Origin of the sequence: Sphingomonas sp. CFBP 8765 (assembly GCF_014841445.1) — a bacterium.
In the GTDB taxonomy this organism is placed as follows: Bacteria; Pseudomonadota; Alphaproteobacteria; order Sphingomonadales; family Sphingomonadaceae; genus Sphingomonas; species Sphingomonas aerolata.
This window is the reverse complement of sequence record NZ_JACYTY010000015.1, coordinates 11088-32337: the sequence shown is the minus strand read 5'-3', so window position 1 is coordinate 32337 and position 21250 is coordinate 11088. Positions and strand designations below refer to the sequence as shown.

Sequence of the window (21250 nt, the reverse complement as noted above, 5' to 3'; positions counted from 1 at the left end):
TCCCCACGCGAGTTCATCGCGCAAACCTGCGAGGCTCTGTCAGGCCTTTAGGGGGCAACAACAACTTGCGCATCGGAGTTCGTTAAGCTGGCCCGTTTGTTAAACCCGGCAGGTTCAGCAAAGGTGTACCTTCAAAGGACCGATGTCTTTTAGCCGATTTTCGCTATCGCTCTGACAGGTTCTGGGCAGTGACGTTGATTCTTAGTATCTCGCGGGCAGGAACCCGCATCCTGCTGGTTCGGAGTTCGGGCCTTCGACGAAACCCGTTTCGGGCCGTCGCCCCAAGTCTCACTAAGACCTACTTCCGGACATTCAACGCGGGTCGGCTGTTTTTCATCTTCAGTCGTTCATTCAGTTGGAAGAGCGGCACTTCGGGCGTCATCTTGATCAACGGTGCGGGACACGCTGTAGTTCTGCGGTGAGCAAAGCTATACCATTGCAGCAGCAGCAAGCTAAAAATATCGGTAAGTGAGCCGAAGGCTTACGGTCGCTATTGGCACTCCCTTGTCATGTTCGGCCTCCGGACCGCCGAGGTGCCGCAACGTGTCGCTTCGTACGACTGCAAGCGCTTCGGCGCGGAACTGCCATCTGGCACCGCCCGCCTCGACGGGGGGTGAATTGGCGGCACCGATGCCGCCGTACGGCACGTCGGCGGTGCCCGCTTCGTAGAAATGGTCCCAGCGTATAGCCGCCAATGCAGGGAAGCTGATCGCCGGTCCGTCGTCCCGCTGCGTCAGGGGAACCGATGGCTCGAGGCCGACCTGAGTGAACAGACCGCCCCGCCCTTGGGCCGCCAGGTCACGACTGTGGTCGGTGACAAGGCGCCGAGGGCCGATTCACCACCCAGCGTGCTGGTCAGGCTCATTTCATGGGGCGTGGAGGATACACCGTTCGGACTGGCCTTGATCGTGTAGACGACGCCGGTGTGCAGATCCTTTGCGGGCGACGCCACCAGTGCGATGGCGTTGTTGCTTTCATACCATGCACGCGGCGCGGTACGCTCTGCCGACACCGGGGCGTGAACACGTTCGAACCGTTGATTCCCAGAAAGAGGTCCGCTTCGTCTTGGGCGTTTCGGTGGGGTTCGGCCGCAAAGCGAAGCTGGAGATGACGGGCAATCGATCCAGGTCTGCCTCGTCGTTGTCATAATTGCCCCGCGCAAAATCACTGTTGCGCACGTCGGGCGCCATCGACGGATGCACGCGGCCGCTGCCAACTGACGCGGACACCAGCGAGGTATCCTCGGTGTCGATGGCCGGCACCTGCTGTGCGTCGGTCGGTGAGGGTACCGCCATCAGCACCTCCGTCAGCACCGCCAGCGCGGACAATCTTTGCAACAGGATGCACGACATCAGGATTCCCCGAAATGTCCCCACCCCGATCCGCTACAGCGTGCCGGCACCCGATGCAGACGACGACCGCGACGCTATGCGATTGCCGGTATAGCTGACCCGCCAGACTGTGTTGCCAACGTCATCGGCGATCAGAAGCGCGCCGGTCCGATCGATCGCTACCCCCACGGGACGGCCGTGGGCCTTGCCGTCCTTAAGGAAGCCTGTGACGAAATCCTGCGGATTGCCGGTCGGGCGCGCGTCACGGAAACCGATGAACGCGACCTTGTAGCCATGCGGATCGGTGCGGTTCCAGCTGCCGTGCTCGCCTACGAACGCACCGCCGCGGAACCGATCTGGAAAGCTGGCGCCCGTGTAGAATGTCAGCCCGAGCGCCGCGACATGCGAGCTCAACGCATAGTCGGGCCGGATCGCGCGGGTGACCAAATCGGGACGCTGCGGGCGCACGCGTGGGTCTACATGCTGGCCATAATAGCTGTAGGGCCAGCCATAGAAGCCGCCCGGACGAACCGACGTCATGTAATCGGGCACGAGGTTGGGGCCGAGCTCATCGCGCTCGTTGACTACCGTCCACAGAGTATTGGAGCCCGGATAGAAAGTGAGGCCGTTGGGGTTGCGCAGGCCGGTCGCGAACGTCTTCATAAGCCCGGTCCGCGGATCGACCGCGTGGATCGCCGCCCGATCCCGTTCGGCATCGGACCCGCGCTCCATGGCATTGCTGTTCGAACCGACGCTGACGAAGAGCCGCGATCCATCCGGGCTCGCTACGAGGCTCTTGGTCCAATGGTGGTTGATCGAGCCGGCGGGCAGATCGACCAGCTTCGTCCCGGGCGCGGTGATCCGCGTTTCGCCCGGCGTGAACGGGTAGCGGACGATCGCGTCGGTGTTCGCCACGTACAGGAAGCCGCCTAGTACCGCGATGCCGAACGGCGCGTGCAAATGATCGACGAGGACCGAGCGGAGTTCCGGCCGGCCGTCGCCGTTCGCGTCGCGGACCAACGTTATCCGGTTGCTCGCCAGCGGTGCTTGCCCGCTCTTTGTTTGTGAATGCGCCCGCGACATGATCCAGTCGCGGATCGGGTCCTTGGGCCGCTGCACCGGCTCGCCACTCTCGTTGCGCGATTCGACGATCAGCACGTCACCGTTGGGCAGCGCCAGGACGTTACGCGGATTGGACAGGTGTTGAGCAACCGCAGCAATTTGAAAGCCGACGGGCACCGTCGGCGTTTCGCCGTTTTGCCAGCCGACTGTCTCGAATACGCCTACGTCCGCCACAAGCTGCTCATGCGGCGCGGGCAGCAGCGGATTGGCGCCAAATTGGTTGTTCGGATCGATCGCCTGTCCGCTTCCGCACGCGGCAAGGGGCAGCACGCAAAAGGTCGTGATCAGAGTGCGGGTCATCGTACGATCTCCACCGAGCGGTGACGAGCAGACTGCCAAAACCAGCCGGCGAGCAGGCCGAGCACGGTAGCGACGATGGAAAGCGACAATCCCGACGGTACTACAGCGGTCCATCCGTCGCGCGCGTGGATGAACGAGTTGAAGACCTCGATCACCCAGGCGGTGAGCAGGAAAACGAAGTGTGGCAAGAGCGCGCGTCGTTCGCGCGCGCGGACCAATTCGACGATCAACAGGACACCCGCAAGGCCGCCCCCAATCAGACCCGCGAGTAGCAACCAGGACGAGAAGTCGAGCCACATCATGTCGGCACTGGCGATATAAGCTAGATCGGTGATCAGCGCGCCAACGAAGCAGAGGATCGGGACCGGCAACAGCGCCGGATACAACGGATGCGCGTTAGGCCCGAGAAGCCTGACCGAAGTTGAAGCTACGCTTCTCGCCATTGATTAGATCCTCGCCGTTAAACTGCCGGATCTACGACCGGTAGCGATGAGGGTTCCCGCACTGGCGTGATGTTAATGCATGCTCGTGCGAATCCGCTAGATCATGTTTCTACGCCCGCTGTACAGAGCGATCCGGCAAATCTGCGCTACGGCTTGTCGACGGGCTGTTGACCCACAAACAGACGCTTAGGAAGTCTTGTTCCCTCCTTGAAATCAGACGCCCGTTCAGGTTGACTCCGTGACGCTAAGCACTCGAGCAGACCGCCGCCTCGCTGTCCGCTATCGGTTCCAAGCTGTTACCATAGAAGGCCGATCTGCCTCAGGGTTTGCGCGGGATCAAGAAACTGCCCGCCACCACTACCGCACCGGCAAGGATCCAGCATAGCGTTCTATATCCATGCTGGGGCACTATGGCCGTGCCAAGAGCGGCAACCGCAACCGCCGGTAACGTGTTTGCGAGATTCAGCAAACCTAGTCCTTTCCCGCTGGCCAACCCGACAGGTAGCCGGAGCATCGAATATCCCGAGTGAAGCGAGAGACTGATCGCTGCGGAGCTTGCGAACACGAGGTATCCTAATACTGCAGATACCAAGTCTCTTTGTATCGCCATGATTACCAACCCGCTCGCCATGACGGCGATCATTGCCAACAGCACCACGCGGTGGCAGCCGTACTGGTCGGACACTCGCCCCAGGAACAACGCGGCGGGCGGTGCGATGAGGGCGGCGATCAAAGTCAGTTGCGCGATCGCGGCTGGCAGGACTTGCCCAACAGTTTCAGCAAAATAATAGATGAGAAAGAAAAAGACTGCCTTGCTCGCAATTTGTAAGAGCAAGCGGACCAGCCATAACAGCATGAAACTTTGCGCTTCGGCGGGTTCCCCCACAGTCGTTGGCGATTGCTGAGGCCCCCTCTGCACCGGGTACCGTTGTTGAAGAGCGTAGGGTAAAACAAGTATCGTGATCATGGCCGCGATCCAGAGCAGTCCGCGCTCAACCGACATGCCAGGCAACGTAGTGACCACGCTGACCAGTGCACCGGCGGGCGCGCCGATGCACAGTACGCCCCCTAACAGTCCCTTGTCATGAACAGGCACCTCGTCCGCCGCGGTTGCGACCAGCGCCGACAACAAGAGGTTCAGCACGAGTTGAAAGCCGAAAAGCGCCAAGAGCAATCCCGTAGGCGTGCTGGCCAGTGCAAGCATGACATAGCTAAGTAGAACCCCAACCAGTCCCGCTAAGATCAACCATCGCCGCCCGCCGCCCCGCGCCACGACACGGTCGCCGACGAGCCCCCAACCTAAATTGGCAAACCCCGCAGTCACCCCGCCCAGAAGGACCGCCTTACTGAGCAATATCGGATCGGGATGCCCGCCGATCCCGATGATCTTGAGTGGCAGCAGGAACGAAAGAAATGGCTGATAGGCGATCGTCGCACCGGCCCATGCAAGACCGTGCCAGCCGAGATAGGCGCGACGATAGGGGCGAACGGCGTCACAGCCTTGCCATGCTTTGGTCACGGATTTGGCGCCGGACCGCTGGTCTCTCTCTCTATGATCTCATACGGGATTTGCTGGTGCAAGGGCACGTCACCGGCTCCCGCGGAGGGCCTAAGCGATCCTTCGACCAATAGCGCGATCGCGGCGCTACCCATTTCGTGAACCGGCTGGCGCACAGTGGACAAAGCCGGCCATACCGCGTTGGCGATTACATCGTCGTCGAACCCGAATACCGACAACTGGCTCGGCATTGCCAGCCCCAGCTTGTGCGCGGCCACCAGGATACCTGCCGCCATTTCGTCGTTGCTGGCAAATACGGCGGTTGGCACATCCTTGCCTGACAGCAATTCCTGCCCTGCCTCAAACCCCGAGCGAAATTTGTAATCGCCCTCGACCACCGTCGCACGTGCTTCAGGGAATTTGGCGACGGCATCTCGAAAACCGGCGAGGCGGCGGGTTGTCGTGGTGCGCCCCCCCGCGCCAGTCAGGAATGCCACGTGGCGGTGCCCCCATTTCAGCAGCCGCTCTGTGACCTCCCGTGCCGCGCCGCGATCGTCGATCGCGACCGAAGGATAGTTGGGGGAGATGTCACCCGGCGCGATGCTGCATGTCGGTAGCGCCAGTTCGGCCAGCGTCGCCAAGATAACAGGATCGTCACCCAGCGGCGGAGCCAGGATCATAGCATCAAGGTTGGACTGAATGACCAGTTGCCGTACCCATCTCGCGCGCTCGTCAGATGTTCCGACCGAGCATGCCTCAACGACAAGATGATATCCTTCCTGCCGAGCGCGTTCACTGGCACCCATGATCAGGCCGGACACGAACGTCGCAATCGGCGGAAAGTGGAGCAGGCCGATCAGGTACGAACGATCGCTGGCCGCGCTACGTGGCGCGGTGATCGGTCGGTATCCCAGTTCCGCCACCGCGCGTTCTACCCGCTCCCGGGTTGCCGCCGCCACTGGCTCGTGACGAATGACGCGCGATGCCGTCTTGATCGACACGCCCGCAGCCGCGGCAATGTCCGCAAGGGTTGACCGCTTTGGTCGACTGGACTGCGTCACGGTACCCCGATTCCTCTACTTGCACCGACAATATTGTCGAATACGAATTGGCCTGTTAGGGATGCGGGGCAGACACGCATCGGTCAATGCTTGAGCGGGGGGACGGCGTATGAAATCCGGTACATGCACTTGGCGCACGATGCGCAGCGCAAGTATTTTAGTGCTGGCGATGATCCACGTGCCGGCCCATGCTCGCCCATCAGGACCGGCGGTGGTACGCGCCGCGAAAGAAGCACCGGCGGCGCGCCATCCGAACATAATTTTTATCCTGACGGATGATCAGCGTTACGACGAACTCGGGTTCATGAACCGCGAGATCCGCACCCCGGTGCTCGACCGAATGGCACGGGACGGCGTCCATCTGAAGAACGCCTTCGTCACGTCATCGCTATGTTCGCCCAGTCGGGCGACCATCCTGACCGGCGAGTACATGCACGACCACGGCATCGTCGACAACAATGCCGGCGACGAGAGCGGCCAGATCTACTTCCCGCAATATCTGCAGAAAGCGGGGTATCAAACCGCGTTCTTCGGCAAATGGCATATGGGCGCACTGAACGACGACCCGCGCCCCGGCTTCGATCACTGGGTGAGTTTCGAAGGTCAGGGTGTCTATTGGCCAAGACTGGCTGATGGCAGCACCGCACAGTTGAACGTCGATGGGCGGCACGTACCGCAAAAGGGCTATATCACCGACGAATTGACTAATTACGCGCTCGACTGGCTTAAGCAGCGCGACGCAAAGAAACCGTTCTTCCTGTACCTTTCGCACAAGGCGCTGCATGCCGATTTCCAACCGGCGACGCGGCACAAAGAGTTGTACAGGAATACTCCGATCGCCTTGCCGGCAACGTATGACGAGACAAAGTCACCAGACAGCGACGGCAAGCCCCGTTGGGTGCATGACCAGCGCAACAGCTGGCATGGCGTCGAATTTCCCTATCATTCAACACTCGATCTCAAGGAATACAAACGCCGATATCATCAGACGCTGGCCGCTGTTGATGAATCCACCGGCCGATTGCTCGACCATCTCCGCAAGAACGGGCTGCTCGACAATACCGTCGTCATGTTCATGGGCGACAATGGGTTCATGTTCGGCGAACATGGGCTGATCGACAAGCGCAACGCGTATGAGGAATCGATGCGCGTTCCGCTGATCGCCTACGGCCCGGGTGTGATCCAGCGCGGCAAGACGGTGACGGACATGGTCGCCAATCTGGACATCGCGCCGACGATCCTCGATCTGGCCGGCGTCGCGCGCCCCGCGCAATTCTCCGGCGCGAGCTTCGTACCGCAGCTTGAAGGGCAAGCCCCTGCCCGCCCGTGGCGAAGTTCGCTGCTTTACGAATATTACTGGGAATATAACTATCCACAGACCCCCACCACCTTCGCGCTGCGCGGGGACCGGTACAAGCTGATCCAGTATCACGGCGTCTGGGACACCGAGGAGCTTTACGACATTCAGGCCGATCCGCAGGAAACCCGGAACCTGATCGCGTCAAAGGATCTGCAGCCTGTCGTAACGGCGATGCGCCGCGACTTGTTCGGGCAACTGAATGCACGCGGCGGCGGTCATCACGTGAACTTTACCGAACGCCTTGGCGAAGGATCTACCTTCCGCCGTCGCGATGGATCCACCGCAGCCCAGTTTCCCCAGCGCTGGCTGCGCAACGGTAAAGAAGCCGATCTAACCGACGCAACCAAGACAGAAGGCGGCCGGCGAACGCAATGACAATATTGTCATAGCGGTTCGACCACGGTATGGGCCTCCCCAGCATACGGCGAACAGCCGGTGGATAAGGGGGATGTCATCATGAGTGGTTCGACACTGAAACGCCGTTTGCGGGCTGCAATGGGGACAGGCGCGGCGGTATCGGCGCTGATCGCCGGTCCGGCGTTCGCACAGGAGGCAACAGTCGCCGCGCAGCAGCAGCCGGCCGCCGAAGCCGAAATCGTCGTCACCGGTATCCGGGCCAGCCTGGCCAGCGCCATCAACGAAAAGCGCGCGTCGGACACGATCGTCGACGTCATCAATGCGCAGGACGTCGGCAAGCTTCCCGACCAGAACCTGGCCGAAGTGCTGGAGAATGTCAGCGGCGTGCAGATCGACCGTTCGCAGGGTGTCGGCAGCAACGTGTCGATCCGCGGGTCGAACCAGAACCTCGTTTTGATCAACGGGCGCGCGACCACCCCGTCGGGCGATGCGCGCGGCGGCATCAGCTTCGACGACCTACCCGCCGAACTGATCGCCTCGGTCAGCGTGACCAAGGTCGCGACCGCCGATCAGATCGAAGGGTCGGTCGGCGGCATCGTCGACCTGCGCACCTATCGCGGGCTGGGCCTGCGCAAGCCGATCGCCTCGATTCGCGCGGACATGGAATATGCGGAGAATGCCGACGCGTTCAATCCGCGCGTGTCCGCCGTGTTTGGGCGTACGTTCGAAACCGGCATCGGTGACATCGGGGTCGTCGTCTCAGGGGCCTATGGCGAACAGTCTGTTCGCGAGGATGTGCTCAACGTACGCTATGCCGCGCGCACCGGGGTCGACCTCGACGGGGATGGCACCGCCGACCCCTATCTGCGGCCCAATTATGCACAGCAATTCTTCTCGACCCGGGATCGCCGCAACGCATCGGCCAGCGGCTCAGTCGAATGGCAGGCGGCCAGCAACCTGAAGCTGTTCCTCGACGGTACCTATGTCGACCAGCGAATCGTCGGCAACGAGGCCGGCGTGTTCATCCAGCAGACCGCCGATGTCGCCGAGCTGGCATTCCCCGGCGACCGCGTGATCGAAAGCCGCGACGCGAGCGGCTTCAGCTATGACCAGCTGGTCAGCGGCAAGATCGGCGGCACCCAGTTTCGGCCACAGAACAACAGCCCGTTGCGCGACACCCGGTCCTATCTTGCCGCCGGCGGCGCCGAATGGGAATTCGGCGACCTGACGATCAAGGCGGAGGCAAGCCGCGCCGGATCCGACACGACCGACGCCAATTTTCAGCTGGTCAGCCAGTACAACAATCCGGCGAGCGCCAATTTCGGCAACGCCAACGGCCGGATCAGCCCGCCCTTCCTGTTCGATATCACCGGCAAAGACCTGTTCTTCGCTCCGGATACGTCGAGCCCGTTGTTCGCGAACATCGGCAACCCCGCCTATTACCAGACGTTCATCGGTCGCGACAACGCCAGCTATTTCCGCAACATCGAGAATGCCCAGCGGCTGGACCTGGAATGGAAGGCCGATCTCGGCCCGATCCGATCGATCCAGGCCGGCGCGCGGTTCAACCAGACTGATTCCCGCCGCCGTCGCACGACCCAGGCGTCGCGCCAGTTCCCCGGCATCACCGCCGCCAGCCGGCCGGACTTGTATGCGACAGCCCCGACCGACTTCTTCAACTTTACCGGCGACCAGTATCTGGGTGGCTTCGTCGTGCCGTCGGGCCTGCTGACCCGGAACCCCGGCGACGTCCGCCAGGCGCTGGGGCTGGCGGCCGTGCCGCCCGAGGATCTGAGCGCGCGTTTCCGCGTGAAGGAAGAGAGCTACGCGGGCTATCTGCGCGTGAATCTCGACACGCAGATCGGCTCTATCGGCCTGCGCGGCAACGCCGGCGTGCGCGTCGTACGCACCAGCCAGACGGCATCGGGCGTCACGCTGGCGAACGGCGTCGCAGGCGACCTCGATGTTCGGCAGAATTATACCTACTGGCTCCCCAACGCGGTCCTGACCGCCGAGCCAGTTCAGTCGGTGCTGATGCGGGCGTCCTATGGCCGCTCGCTGCGGCGGCCGGACTTCGGCCAGTTGTCGCCGACCGTGCAGTTCCCGCTGCTCGACGTCTATGTCAGCGCCGGCAACCCCAATCTGCGACCGCAGACGGTCGATCAATATGACGCCGCGGTCGAGTGGTACTTCGATCGGAACAGCCTGTTGTCGATCGGCGGCTTTTACAAGAAGTACCAGAACCTGGTAACGACGGTCGCGGTCGCACCCACGCTGATCAATCCGGCGCGCGGGCCGTTCGATCCGAACAACTGCGCAACGGGGATTTTCAACCCGGTGTCGATCGACCAATCCGGAGCGGTCGGCGAATGCGTCGGCATCAACCAGCCCGTCAATGCAGGCGGCGCGACGCTCAAGGGGCTGGAGGTCAATTTCCAGCACAGCTTCACCTATCTGCCCGAAGGACTAGACGGCCTGGGGATCATCGCCAACTACACCTATCAGGACGGCAAGCGCGAGACGACGTTCACCGTGCCGGGGTTCGCGACAGGCGGGGTCGCCCAGCAATTCGAGCTGCCGCTGCGCGACCTTTCGAAAAATAACTATAACCTGACGCTGTTCTACGAGAAATACGGTATCAATGCGCGCGTCCGCTACACCTTTCGCGACCCGTTTCTGCGCGTCGAGGCGGTCGATCTGACCAACAACCTGCCCCTGTACCAGGACGAACGCAGCCAGCTGAACGCAACTGTATCGGTCGACATCAACCCGCAATTCGCAATCACCTTCTCGGGCGTCAACCTCACCAACCAGCCCAATCGCGAGCGGGCGATATTCATCGATGGGCCGATCGGGCAGGAACGGATTGCCGATCGCCGCTACGCAATCGGCGTGCGTGGCAAGTTCTGACGCGCGAGCAACCTTGAAGGCGAGACGCGATGACCGACATTGCCGACCCGAATCCGATGATGACCGTGCCGTCGGGCGTGTTCTGGATGGGCGCGGAGGATCACTACCCGGAAGAAGGTCCGGTGCGCCCGGTGGAAGTCGACGCGTTCCGCATCGACCGGCATCCGGTCACCAACCGACAATTCGCGCGGTTCGTTGCCGCCACCGGCTATGTAACGGTTGCCGAGCGTCCGCTCGATCCAGCGGACTATCCCGGCGTCGGCGCAGATCGGCTCGTGCCCGGGGCGCTGGTATTCCGTGCGCCCCGCGGTGGGGCATCCGCTCGGAACGTAGGTGACTGGTGGGTCTATGTCCCGGACGCACAGTGGCGCCGGCCCGAGGCAGCGACCACGGTGTTCGCCGGCCGCCTTGATCATCCCGTCACCTGCGTCGCCCATGAGGATGCGGCCGCTTATGCCGCCTGGGCGGGCAAGCGGCTGCCGACCGAGGCGGAATGGGAACGCGCCGCGCGCGGCGGTATCGAGAAAGCCACGTACGCCTGGGGCAATGAGATGGCGCCGGGCGGCAAGCGCATGGCCAATATCTGGATGGGCGAGTTCCCGCACCGCGATCGCCGTCCCAAGGGACATCTCACCACCCGCGTCGGCAGCTTCCCGAGCAACGGCTATGGTCTGGTCGACATGATCGGCAACGTCTGGGAATGGACCAGCGACTGGTATCGAACGGATTGCCACACGCGTCCCGCCTCCTCGTGCTGCCTGGCACCGGACGATAGCTACGACCCCGAACAGCCACCCATCCGTATTCCAAGACGCGTTCTGAAAGGCGGCTCGTTCCTGTGCGCGCCGAATTACTGTGCGCGATATCGGCCAGCAGCGCGGCAGGCGCAAATGGTCGACACCGCATCGGTCCATATCGGGTTCAGGTGCGCGGTCGATGCTAACTCCTAGGAATGCATGACGCACGCCTGTTGAAAACCTCATCTTCCGAAAGGACCCACAAGCCGCCATTCAACGGTACTAAGACGGCTCCGATCTTTGGACGCTCATTCATCGGCCCGCCCTTTGATCTGGCTAGGTGCTTGGTGATCTGAGGGAGATGCGTTCGAGGATCTGCGATGTAATTGCGACCCCACGTTGGCCGCCGCAGCTGGTAAGCGCCGCGTACCCATGACCGGACTTCTGGTTCGGGTGAACGTCGAACTGCGGCGCCAGCTCGGCCAGCGTCTTCTTGCCCTTCACGGCAGCCAGGGCCACCTTTGACTTGAAGGCCGGCCTGTGGTTCCGGCGTGTTCGCTTCGTCATCTCATCTCCTGTTCGGCAGCCATGCTGGCTGCCTTCAGGCCGAAACTCCACTCAGCAGCCTGTCCAGATTTGCCGAGGCGCCTCTGCTTTCAGCCCGTCATGTAAGGTCAATCCTCTAACTGCGCCGGGCCGGGTTCACCAAAATTTAACCCCAAAACGGCAATTAATAGGGAGAGCTCCCGGGGGGAGATCCGGGAGTAATCGTGATGCCACAGGATGATGGTGTACTGCCGCGTTGGGCAGTCACGCGGTGGTTGGTTGAATGTGCTGGAGTTGTTCCAGCTGAGATCCGCCCATCCCTGGTTCAAGGATTATACGGATCGCTCCCGATCTTCCTGGGCGGTGTGTTCAATACGATTCTCGTCTCCTCGATCGTTGCCATTAGAATTCCCACACCGGCGTTCCTGTTCTGGGCTGCACTGGAGATTGGGCTTGCTACGCTGCGGCTTCCGCTGCTCGTCAAAGGGTCTCGCGCCGCGAAGAGCGGCAAACGAGCTCATATCGATCTCTATATATTGGCGGCGGTGTGTTGGGCCGCATCGGTAGGCTATGGTTGCTTCATAACGGTTCTAAGTGGGGACTGGCTTGCTGCCACCCTTGTCGTGCTCTCCGCTGCAGCAATGACTGGCGGCGTGGCATTTCGTAACTTTTCGGCACCTCGGCTCGTAATGGTGATGATCATGCTTAGCCTCGGGCCATGCGCCATGGCTGGTGTCATATCCGGTAAACTGATCATGCTCGCAACCGCGCTGCAGATACCGATGTATATCTATGCCATGACGCATGCCGCCTATCGGCTGAATGCGATGCTTGTTCAGACAATGCGATCAGAGCGTGAGAACGGACGTCGCGCATGTCAGGACACGCTTACCGGCCTGTTAAACCGTGCCGGTCTTGAGGACGTCGTTGCTCGTCGTGCAGACAGCACTGAGAGCGGAGCCACGCTTTTCTATATCGACCTCGACGGCTTCAAGACGATCAACGACACGCTCGGCCATGCGGCTGGTGATCAACTGCTAGTCGAGGTCAGCCAGTTGATGAGACAAGTAACGCCGACGATGGACGCCGTTGCACGGATTGGAGGCGACGAATTTATCATTCTTGCCAATGAGATGGATCCTACCACCGCTCGTCAGACCGCGCAGCGCCTCATCGACAGGCTACGCGGCACGTCGTTCGTGGTTAACGGCAACGCGGTGAAAATCAGCGCAAGCGTGGGCATCTCGATCCGGTCGCAAGCAGGCCCAGACCTCTCAACCTTGATGCTCGATGCAGACGGGGCATTGTACGCTGCGAAGCAAGAAGGGCGTTCCCGGGCTGTACTGGCCTCAAATACCTTGCCGAACCTGTACCTTGCTTGTGACCAGGGTTCGAGTTTCCAATCTGTAAGTTGCTTAATTCGCGAAAGCCGGACGCCCGGCGCTGTTGCCACCTAGCTTTGCTCAGTAGCTACTGATTGTAGCGCCCACCCATTTCCGTGCTTGCAACAAATTTTAACCTGCCATGGCAGCGGAGCAATTGATTATGTTTCAGCACGTTATGCAGAATTCCGAGGCCGAAATGGTCTCATCGACGCAGATCCTCGAATCGTTGCAGCACCCAATTCTAGTCGTTGATGCCAACAGTGAAATTACCTACGCTAATGCAACCGCTGCGGCCAGTTTTGGTGGCTGGATCGTCGGGCTGACACTGGCCGATATCTTTTCCGACTACCTGCGCCCTGCGTCGATCGGCGACGGCCCATCGAGCATGCGGCTCATGACGCGTCAGTCCGAAGCGTACGACGCACTGCTCAATCCAGTAGGTGGGGGCAATATCTGCGTTAGTTTCTGGCCGGTTGCCCTAGCTCCCATTGAGAAGACGGAAGCCAAGACAGATGACCTGACGGGATTAGCCTTACGCAATACCTTCATGGCGACACTTGAACGTGCATTACCGGGCACCGCCGAGGGGGGGGAGCCAGTCGCGGTGCTTTGCCTCGATCTTGATCGTTTCAAAATGATCAACGACACGCTGGGCCACGGCATCGGCGACCAGCTACTTAAGAAGGTAGCGGATAGGTTGCGCAAAGCCTCGCGCAAGGACGATCTCGTTGCCAGACTTGGAGGCGACGAGTTCGTCATTCTTCAACGTGGGATCCGCTCGCCGCGCGATGCTGAGCTGCTTGCCGAACGTCTGGTTGACCTTATCGGCAGGACCTACGTGCTCGGTGGGCACACGGTGAACATCGGCATCAGCGTCGGTGTAGCGCTCGGGGTCGGTTCGATGCAGCCTCGCGACCTCCTTCGGAATGCTGATTTGGCACTTTATGAGGCGAAACGGGCAGGCCGCGGACGCTACCGCTTCTTCGAACACGGCATGGACACGCTTCTCCAAGAGCGCCGTGAGTTGGAGATCGACCTTCGCCGCGCGTTAGCGCTCAAGCAGTTTGAGCTCCACTACCAGCCGTTTCTCGATCTCTCGACCGATACCGTGATGGGCTTTGAAGCACTATTGCGCTGGCATCATCCTGTCCGCGGCAATGTGCCCCCGCTCGACTTCATCGCCGTCGCCGAAGAAAACGGGCTTATCGTGAAGATTGGGGAGTGGGTACTCCTGAAGGCATGTATGGAAGCGGCAGCCTGGCCTGGTGATCTCGTGGTGGCAGTCAACGTTTCGCCGCTACAGTTCAAGGCCGACACGTTGCTCGCGTCCGTGTCGTTAGCGCTTGCCAGATCAGGGCTGAAGCCAGAACGCCTTGAGGTTGAGATTACTGAAGGCGCCCTCCTCGCCGACACGGACAACGTGCTGGCAACACTGCACGCGCTGCGGGCCTTAGGTGTGAAAATTTCGATGGATGATTTCGGCACGGGCTATTCCTCGCTGAGCTACCTTCAGAAATTTCCATTTAACAAGATTAAGATCGACCGCTCGTTCGTTGCTGGCGACGATCCCGACAGCGAGGCCATCCTGAGAGCGGTTTCCAGTCTGGGAACTAGCCTCGGTATGGCAATTACAGCCGAGGGCGTCGAAACCGCCGAGCAGCTTAAGCGCATACGTGATCAGAACTGTACCCATGTGCAAGGGTACCTTACTGGACGGCCAATGGCGCAAGCTGACGTCCAGTCATTTCTTACTATCAAACGCAAAGGAGACGGCGATGTCCGCTAACATTTATCGTTTGGTATATTACAGCCGCAACCTTACTGCGGATGACGCTAACAGATTTGCATTAGAGGTGGATGACATCCTCTCAACTAGCCGTGTTAACAATGAGCGGGACGGCATCACCGGCGCTTTGATGTTCAATGCCGGGTGCTTCGCCCAAGTGCTTGAGGGGCCGCTTGACGTGGTGGAGATCGCGTTCGAGAGGATTCAGCAGGATGATCGACATAGCGAAGTCTCCCTCCTTGCGATGGAGTCAATTGCAGAGCGCAGCTTCCCGAATTGGGCGATGGGGTTCGTAGGCCTATCCGACGCGAATGCCGCTCGTTTCGCAAATGTCGCAACAGCAAGCGACTTCGATCCGTCTCGGCTCAGCGGCGACAGGTTGCATTCGGTTCTTCGTGAGCTCGCAGTTGAAGAAGAGAATACGGTAGTTTAGTTGCCCACGAATATTCCTTGGTCGTTACGACTCTCCGACCGCAAGCGCTTCAGGTGCTAATGTCGCCGCGAACAAGCGTTCCAGCCTCAAAATACCATCCTGGCTAAGCTGAATATACCCCGAAGCATCGTCAATGACCTCCAGCAATCCACGCTGCGTCAGTGCCTTTACCCAACGGTCCATGGACTGGGCGGGAAGGCTTATGAGTTTGGCAACCTGGGATGCCGTGACCACTCGACCTTCTGCTTCTGCCAAATACATATGCAATAGGATCAGTCCGACATGATCACTAAACAGGTCCTTTCCAAGCTCTATTATTCGCGCATCATAAATATGCTTGACCCGCAACGCGGCTTTCCAAAGCTTTGACGGCGACGATTCTTGCGGCCCTTCTGTCCAAGACAGTGTCGCTATCAAGCGCCCTTCATTACCGAACTTTGACACCAGCAGATCCGCTTTGATCACGCTCCCATCCGGACGTACATATCCCTTGCGTATGTGCGTTGGCGAGGCTTTGTTAATCAAACTTACAAGCATTTCACTACTCTTAAACAGATCGTCAGGTGCAGTGATGGCCTTATACGACAATCCAACGAGCTGATCTGGTCGCCGTCGAACTAGCTGACAAAATCCCTCGTCAAAGTCCAAAATGATACCTGTCATACTAGATACACAATGAGCGACGGGCATTTAGCGCCTTCCAAATGAATATGCTGTGGTCCTGCCGCCCTTAAGCGAGCTCGACTTGGCTCGATCAGTTCGTATATTTCTGTTAGCCGCGGACACAGACTCCTTCTAGCACATTTTAGAAACCATCCAAAATGCACAGCAATTCTGTGATTGGAGCGGTGACGATCGGGCGCGTCCATCACCCTAGCGCTTCGCGCTGAGGCGTGCGCGAAGCCCAGACGACTTTTCGAGGCGCGGCAAATTGAACGGTTGTCGTGAGCTAGCGAGCGGCTATAACTGCCACCGACGTAGTCGGAGTTTCAATTGAGCCATATAAGTACGGCGGTTGAGTATGCGCTTCATACCCTGCTTTACATCATAGACTTGCCGGAAGAGGCAGCGGCGCCAAGCTCGAAGGATCTGGCTACCCTGCGCGCGCTGCCGGTGAAGTTCATGGCAGGCGTCATGACCAAGCTGAACAAGGCAGGGATTATCGTTGCAACCGAAGGCATGCGAGGCGGCATTCGCCTTGCCCGCCCGGCGGAAGACATATCGTTTTACGACGTGGTGGTCGCAGTCGATGGTCAAAAGGCACTTTTCGACTGCCGCAACGTCAGACATGCCTGTCCCCTGTACGGTCAAACGCCCCCTGCTTGGGCGACCTCAGGCGTATGCGGGATCCATGCCGTGATGCTGGAAGCCGACGCGCGAATGAAGGATGTTCTGAAAGCGAGAACACTTCGTGACATGGCTGATCAGGCCGCCAAACGAGTTCCTAGCGAGTTTCGAGCAGAGACCCGAATGTGGTTAGAAAACCAGGCTCAAACGCGAAGGCAAAGATCGCATATGCCGCAAGACATTTTGAAATCCGCTAAAGTGCCGGAGATACAAGGATGCCAGAAGTAAAAGTACGTTTGCAACAGCTTGCTTTGATAGAGCAAGCCGCTCAGCAAGCCGTGGATATTGCCGATCGATGCAATGAGCCTATCATCGGTATTAGAGCAGACGAATGCCTTCAGACGGTCCGTGAGCGCATTGCTGAAATATCAAAGGAAGGTCGACTTTAGGGCGTTCACGCACTGGCAAACATCGAATGACCTAATACCGATCGTTCGGACTGAACCCACCGCGTTCCAAACCCGACCGTTCTGTCAAGTCTACTCCAAGTTCTAATTAGGTGGCCAGCCGCGGCTTGATCTCCGAGGCTGACCTCCCTGCCGACCTGTTCAGGCGACGATCGCTTCAATTCTCTGAGCGGCGTTCGCCATCGCCGCTTGATCCTGCTCCGGTCCGTACGCGATGCCCTCCGCTCGGATCACCTCGACGTCCAGGATGCCAAGAAAGTTGAAGATCGCCTCGAGGTAAGTTGACAGATGATCGTACGCGGCGAACGGTCCTTCGGAATAAATTCCGCCCGATGAGAGGACGAGATAGACCTTGCCGTTCAGCAAGCCGCGTGGCCCCTCGGCCGTGTAGCTGAAGGTTTGCCCGGCGATCGCTACATGGTCGACCCACGCCTTTAACGTCGAGGGCACCGTAAAGTTGTACATCGGCGAGCCGACCACGACCACGTCCGCCGCCTTGAGCTCGTTAACCAGCGCCTTTGACCGGCACATCGTTTCGGCCAGCTTGGTGTCGCCGGTGTTCTCGGCCGTCCAGGCATGCCGGATCGTCATGTCCACGTGGGGAAGCTGGTTGGCGACGAGATCGCGGTACACGATTGTTGCGCTGGGATTGGCGGTTTTGAGCCGCTCGACGAGTTCACTGGAGAGGCGGCGTGTATGCGAGACAGCGCTGTCGCTCGCGCTTGAATCAATGTGCAGGATATTCATAGGGCAGCTCCGGTCTGGAAAAGTGACCAGGACCAGCTATGTGACCTCAAGCGCCCCGCCAAGAAGGCATTTTCGCAGGACCTAGTCACATGGAGCTGACCACCCCCGAACCAATTCACGTTGAATGCAAACGGTTCAGCAGTGTTCTCAGCCTGATTGGCGACAAGTGGACCGTAATGATCGTGCTTACGCTCACTGAGCGGCCGCGCCGTTTTAACGACATTAAGCGCACCATTGGCGGCATTAGCCAACAGATGCTCGCCCGCACGCTGCGTGCGCTCGAACGCGATGGCATGGTGGCCCGCACCGTCCACCCAACCGTGCCGCCTCAGGTGGAGTACGCCCTCACCGCCCTTGGCCGATCATTAGCCGATCCGATCCGCGAACTCGGATTTTGGGCCGGCACGAACATTGCGGAAATCGAGAGCAACCGGTTGGCGTTCGACGAGGCGAGAGACAGCTTGGCCGCCTAGAACTGCAAGGGCGAAGCCATTGTGCTCTATACCCGTCAAACGACCCAGAAGCGGACGCTCACGTCCCTTCCCCAGCTTCCCAACTTCGGACGCTGATTAATCTTTGCGAATGACCGATTTGGAGGCCGGCTATCCACTGCCGAATGTCGTGATGGGGAAGGGAGTCCTTCGATCCGATAGTTAGGGTAGCACCTATGCGCTCACCCGCATCGTCGCTACCCCCGTACCCACGAGCAGGGAAATTCGAGGAGCGTGTGATGCGTCATCATACTTTATTGGCGGCGATCGCAGTTGCCATGTTGAGTTCTACCTCAGGCTCGGCGAGCCCGGCGCAAGCTGTGGTTTCAGGCATCTATGAACTGGACACTGCGCGGAGTGACAACGCTTTCAAAGTGATCGACAGCGCTACCGCCACCATTTCCGACGACAAGCGCCCTCGTGTTCGGATGAGGCTCCGCAAGTCCATTGCGGTAAATAGGATTAGAATTTCCACTGCAGGAGGTCGAGTCGGCCTCGCCTATGATGCCAAAACACCTATCGTAGTTTGGATAGGCGGAGATCCGATCACGTGGAAGCTCATCCCGGAGCTTGTTTACGATGTATCGGTAAAAGCTGATGGTGAAACCGTCGCTCTGACATTCCGCGGCGACGACAGCGAGCGAACCTCAAAATACCATAGTGTCGGCCAGGATTTGGTGGAGAATACCACTATCATCAGTCCACTGCTTTCTACGCCGATCGTCTATAAGCAGGTCTTTAAAAAGACCAGCTGACTGGATCTACGAACAGACCTCCTGACGAGAAGCCGTCGAACGGTCTTCGTCGCATAGATGCGGATGCGGGTCGAGATGGTCTGCCTAGCCTCTACTTCTTGGCGCACCACGACTATGATCGAACGGCAGCAAATGGGTGATCACCCCCTGCCCTACGGCGTCCTGCCAGACCCAGTCCCGGTCAGTCACAGGTCAATCGCCCCTTCATGAAACCGGACGTCCGTTCATCGGCGATAAGTGGGCATCCAGAACCCGAGTTACCCAGTTTGAAATACTCGCGCTCCAGCCGCGCAGGCGAAAGGTACTTTCATGGCAGCGAATTCATGCAACTCGAGGTCACGCCGCAGGTTCAGCGGTGATGACCATGTTCGACAATCAGATTGCTATCGTCACCGGCGGTGAATCCGGCATTGGCGCGGCCTGCGCCAAGTTGTTGGGCGACGCCGGGGCCCGCGTTGTGATCACCTATTTAAAGGATGCCGCCGCGGCGCAGGCGGTCTGCACCTCGATCGGTGGGTCCAACCGCGCGATCGCGGTGCAAGTTGATGTCAGTGATGAAGCCGCGGTCGAACGACTGTTCGAGGAGGCCGAAAAAACGTTCGGCACGGTCAGCCTTCTGGTCAATTCGGCCGGCTTGAACATGAGCAGCGTTATGCTCGTCAACAGGGAACTTACGCAGTTCGACCGGGTCATCCGTTCCGATCTCTATGGCCCGTTCCTCACCTGCCGACGCATGGTGCGCGCGCTTGAGGCAAAGAACGCCAAGGGGCGGATCGTCAACATATCGTCGATTCACGAACGCGCGCCGCGACCCGGCGGCGTCGATTACGACTCAGCTAAGGGCGGCCTGTCGCAGTTGACGGCCACCCTTGCACTAGAGCTGGCGTCGAAGGGCATCGCGGTGAATGGCGTCGCGCCTGGGATGATCCTTACGCCGATGAATCAATCCGCACTGGATCATCCGGACGAGCTGGCGGCGAAGGAGGCGGCAATCCCGTGGAAGCGCGCCGGTCGGCCTGATGAGGTCGCGACGCTGGTCGCTTTCCTGCTGTCGCCGGCCGCGGACTATATCACCGGCACCACGGTAACGATCGACGGCGGGCTGTCATTGACTGTGGCGCAAGGCGCATGACGATCGCCTATGCGGTCGAGCAGCTCGACACGGTGACGATCTCCGCTACGTCTGTGATCGACGGCCTGGACATGATGAGCCCGTTCGTCTGGACGGAAGGCAATCTGTACCGGATCATGGTTCGCGGCGTGCCGCATCCGCTCGGGCCCAGTGATCCGACCGGGATCGTTGCGCGCGGAGAGAGCCGCGATGGGCTGGCCTTCACTATGGATTCGGGGCTCGCAATCACGCCCGGGCCCGGTGCCGAGGACATGGGCGGATGCGAGGATCCGACCGTGCTCGTGGCCGGCGACGAATATCTCGTCTATTATACCGGCGTGGACGCTGCGCGCGCGCAGGGATGCATGATTTTAGCTGCGGGGCCCGACCTGACCGCGCTGGTCAAGGAAGATTTGGTGCTGAAGGCACCACCCGGCGAAGGCAATATCAAGGAAGCGACGCTCGCACAGACTGCGACCGGAGATTGGCGCCTGTTTTACGAATATGCGGCCAAGGGCGCGTCGCGGATCGGCGTGGCGGGCGGGCCGACCCCGAAGGGTCCTTGGACTGTCCTCCCCGACCCTTTCGGCATCCGCGAGGACAGCTGGGACAACTGGCATCTGTCGACCGGGCCTATCTGGCAGGCGACGGGGCAAGATCCGGTGATGTTTTACAACGGCGCGACGCACGACGCGCGCTGGCGGATCGGCTGGATCAGCTTCAGTACGGATTTCGCGCGGGTGACGGGGCGTGGGCTCGAGCCGCTGCTCGTGCCGCCACCAGCGCTGACCCGCGAGGCCACCGACATCGCGTTTGCCGCGTCGAGCGTGGCGGAGGGCGACCGTATCGCGCTGTACTACTCGCTGGAAGACCGGATGCTACGTCGAGCGTTAATCAGACGATATGGCGGTTAAAAAATTGAAAGCCGTAAGTGGAGATTGCGACTCTGCTTCGTCTGCAATGACCCATTTGCAGACGCTCACGGCGCCCTGCTCACTTCCCAGCTTCAGACGTTCGTTCATATCGATATTATACCGTTGCTCCTCAGCGAGAAGAGCGACAATCCATAAAGAAGTTCTACGTCGAGGGTCGATCACAGCATATGTCGACTAAGCACTCACAG

General features: G+C 59.9%; 19 protein-coding genes and 1 pseudogene. 12 read left to right on the top strand and 8 right to left on the bottom strand.

What is annotated here, in order from left to right:
- Positions 1-974: 974 nt before the first annotated feature.
- From IFT87_RS19690 to IFT87_RS19670, 5 genes are all read right to left on the bottom strand, one after another.
- A complete protein-coding gene (locus IFT87_RS19690) occupies positions 975-1352 on the bottom strand; it encodes a hypothetical protein (RefSeq protein WP_192191691.1) in 378 nt (125 codons plus the stop codon).
- Positions 1353-1385: 33 nt separating this feature from the next.
- Entirely contained in the window at positions 1386-2753 is a 1368-nt protein-coding gene (locus IFT87_RS19685; protein WP_192191690.1) for a PQQ-dependent sugar dehydrogenase, read from the bottom strand.
- On the bottom strand, positions 2750-3139 hold the full coding sequence (locus IFT87_RS19680) for a DUF2231 domain-containing protein (protein ID WP_192191689.1): 390 nt from the start codon (positions 3137-3139) through the stop codon (positions 2750-2752). The genes IFT87_RS19685 and IFT87_RS19680 overlap by 4 nt, the downstream gene beginning before the upstream one ends.
- 376 nt (positions 3140-3515) lie before the next feature.
- Positions 3516-4715 (bottom strand): hypothetical protein, encoded by a 1200-nt coding sequence (locus IFT87_RS19675; protein WP_192191688.1) that lies wholly within the window; start codon positions 4713-4715, stop codon positions 3516-3518.
- Positions 4712-5755, bottom strand: coding sequence for a substrate-binding domain-containing protein (locus IFT87_RS19670; RefSeq protein ID WP_197975383.1), 1044 nt, complete (start codon positions 5753-5755; stop codon positions 4712-4714). Before IFT87_RS19670 ends, IFT87_RS19675 begins: the two co-directional genes overlap by 4 nt.
- Before the next feature lie 109 nt (positions 5756-5864).
- Between IFT87_RS19670 and IFT87_RS19665 the strand changes: the two genes are divergently transcribed.
- The 3 genes from IFT87_RS19665 (at position 5865) to IFT87_RS19655 (ending at position 11332) form a co-directional block, all read left to right on the top strand.
- Positions 5865-7490 carry a sulfatase family protein gene (locus tag IFT87_RS19665; protein WP_197975382.1) on the top strand — a complete coding sequence of 542 codons (1626 nt, stop codon included), beginning with the start codon at positions 5865-5867 and terminating at the stop codon, positions 7488-7490.
- A gap of 81 nt (positions 7491-7571) precedes the next feature.
- Complete coding sequence (locus IFT87_RS19660) at positions 7572-10382, top strand: TonB-dependent receptor (RefSeq protein WP_192191686.1); 2811 nt, start codon at positions 7572-7574, stop codon at positions 10380-10382.
- A gap of 29 nt (positions 10383-10411) precedes the next feature.
- A complete protein-coding gene (locus IFT87_RS19655; RefSeq protein WP_249403476.1) occupies positions 10412-11332 on the top strand; it encodes a formylglycine-generating enzyme family protein in 921 nt (306 codons plus the stop codon).
- 231 nt (positions 11333-11563) lie between these two features.
- On the opposite strand, the pseudogene IFT87_RS19650 reads toward IFT87_RS19655, so the two are convergent.
- Positions 11564-11686, bottom strand: a pseudogene (locus IFT87_RS19650) (IS3 family transposase); the annotation flags it as partial.
- Positions 11687-12030: 344 nt separating this feature from the next.
- Between IFT87_RS19650 and IFT87_RS20970 the strand changes: the two are divergent.
- The 3 genes from IFT87_RS20970 to IFT87_RS19635 all read left to right on the top strand — a co-directional run bounded on the left by IFT87_RS20970 (position 12031) and on the right by IFT87_RS19635 (position 15269).
- Positions 12031-13122, top strand: coding sequence for a diguanylate cyclase domain-containing protein (locus IFT87_RS20970; RefSeq protein ID WP_192191685.1), 1092 nt, complete (start codon positions 12031-12033; stop codon positions 13120-13122).
- Between the two features lie 67 nt (positions 13123-13189).
- On the top strand, positions 13190-14836 hold the full coding sequence (locus IFT87_RS19640; protein ID WP_192191684.1) for a putative bifunctional diguanylate cyclase/phosphodiesterase: 1647 nt from the start codon (positions 13190-13192) through the stop codon (positions 14834-14836).
- The gene (locus IFT87_RS19635; protein WP_192191683.1) at positions 14826-15269 is read left to right on the top strand and encodes a BLUF domain-containing protein; all 444 of its coding nucleotides are present in this window, start codon (positions 14826-14828) and stop codon (positions 15267-15269) included. The genes IFT87_RS19640 and IFT87_RS19635 overlap by 11 nt, the downstream gene beginning before the upstream one ends.
- Before the next feature lie 24 nt (positions 15270-15293).
- Here IFT87_RS19635 and IFT87_RS19630 read toward each other — a convergent pair whose 3' ends face one another.
- Positions 15294-15932: a PAS domain S-box protein gene (locus IFT87_RS19630; protein ID WP_192191682.1), complete on the bottom strand. Its 639-nt coding sequence runs from the start codon at positions 15930-15932 to the stop codon at positions 15294-15296.
- 330 nt (positions 15933-16262) lie between these two features.
- Here IFT87_RS19630 and IFT87_RS19625 point away from each other — a divergent pair, with 330 nt between their 5' ends.
- Complete coding sequence (locus IFT87_RS19625) at positions 16263-16844, top strand: RrF2 family transcriptional regulator (RefSeq protein ID WP_192191681.1); 582 nt, start codon at positions 16263-16265, stop codon at positions 16842-16844.
- On the top strand, positions 16832-17005 hold the full coding sequence (locus tag IFT87_RS19620) for a hypothetical protein (RefSeq protein WP_192191680.1): 174 nt from the start codon (positions 16832-16834) through the stop codon (positions 17003-17005). The genes IFT87_RS19625 and IFT87_RS19620 overlap by 13 nt, the downstream gene beginning before the upstream one ends.
- A gap of 159 nt (positions 17006-17164) precedes the next feature.
- Here IFT87_RS19620 and IFT87_RS19615 read toward each other — a convergent pair whose 3' ends face one another.
- Positions 17165-17770 (bottom strand): FMN-dependent NADH-azoreductase, encoded by a 606-nt coding sequence (locus IFT87_RS19615; protein ID WP_192191679.1) that lies wholly within the window; start codon positions 17768-17770, stop codon positions 17165-17167.
- Between the two features lie 89 nt (positions 17771-17859).
- Here IFT87_RS19615 and IFT87_RS19610 point away from each other — a divergent pair, with 89 nt between their 5' ends.
- The 4 genes from IFT87_RS19610 to IFT87_RS19595 all read left to right on the top strand — a co-directional run bounded on the left by IFT87_RS19610 (position 17860) and on the right by IFT87_RS19595 (position 21041).
- Entirely contained in the window at positions 17860-18243 is a 384-nt protein-coding gene (locus IFT87_RS19610) for a winged helix-turn-helix transcriptional regulator (RefSeq protein ID WP_192191678.1), read from the top strand.
- Positions 18244-18500: 257 nt separating this feature from the next.
- Positions 18501-19016, top strand: coding sequence for a hypothetical protein (locus tag IFT87_RS19605; RefSeq protein ID WP_192191677.1), 516 nt, complete (start codon positions 18501-18503; stop codon positions 19014-19016).
- Positions 19017-19380: 364 nt separating this feature from the next.
- Entirely contained in the window at positions 19381-20148 is a 768-nt protein-coding gene (locus tag IFT87_RS19600; RefSeq protein WP_192191692.1) for an SDR family oxidoreductase, read from the top strand.
- Positions 20145-21041: a glycosidase gene (locus IFT87_RS19595; RefSeq protein ID WP_192191676.1), complete on the top strand. Its 897-nt coding sequence runs from the start codon at positions 20145-20147 to the stop codon at positions 21039-21041. The genes IFT87_RS19600 and IFT87_RS19595 overlap by 4 nt, the downstream gene beginning before the upstream one ends.
- Positions 21042-21250 lie beyond the last annotated feature (209 nt).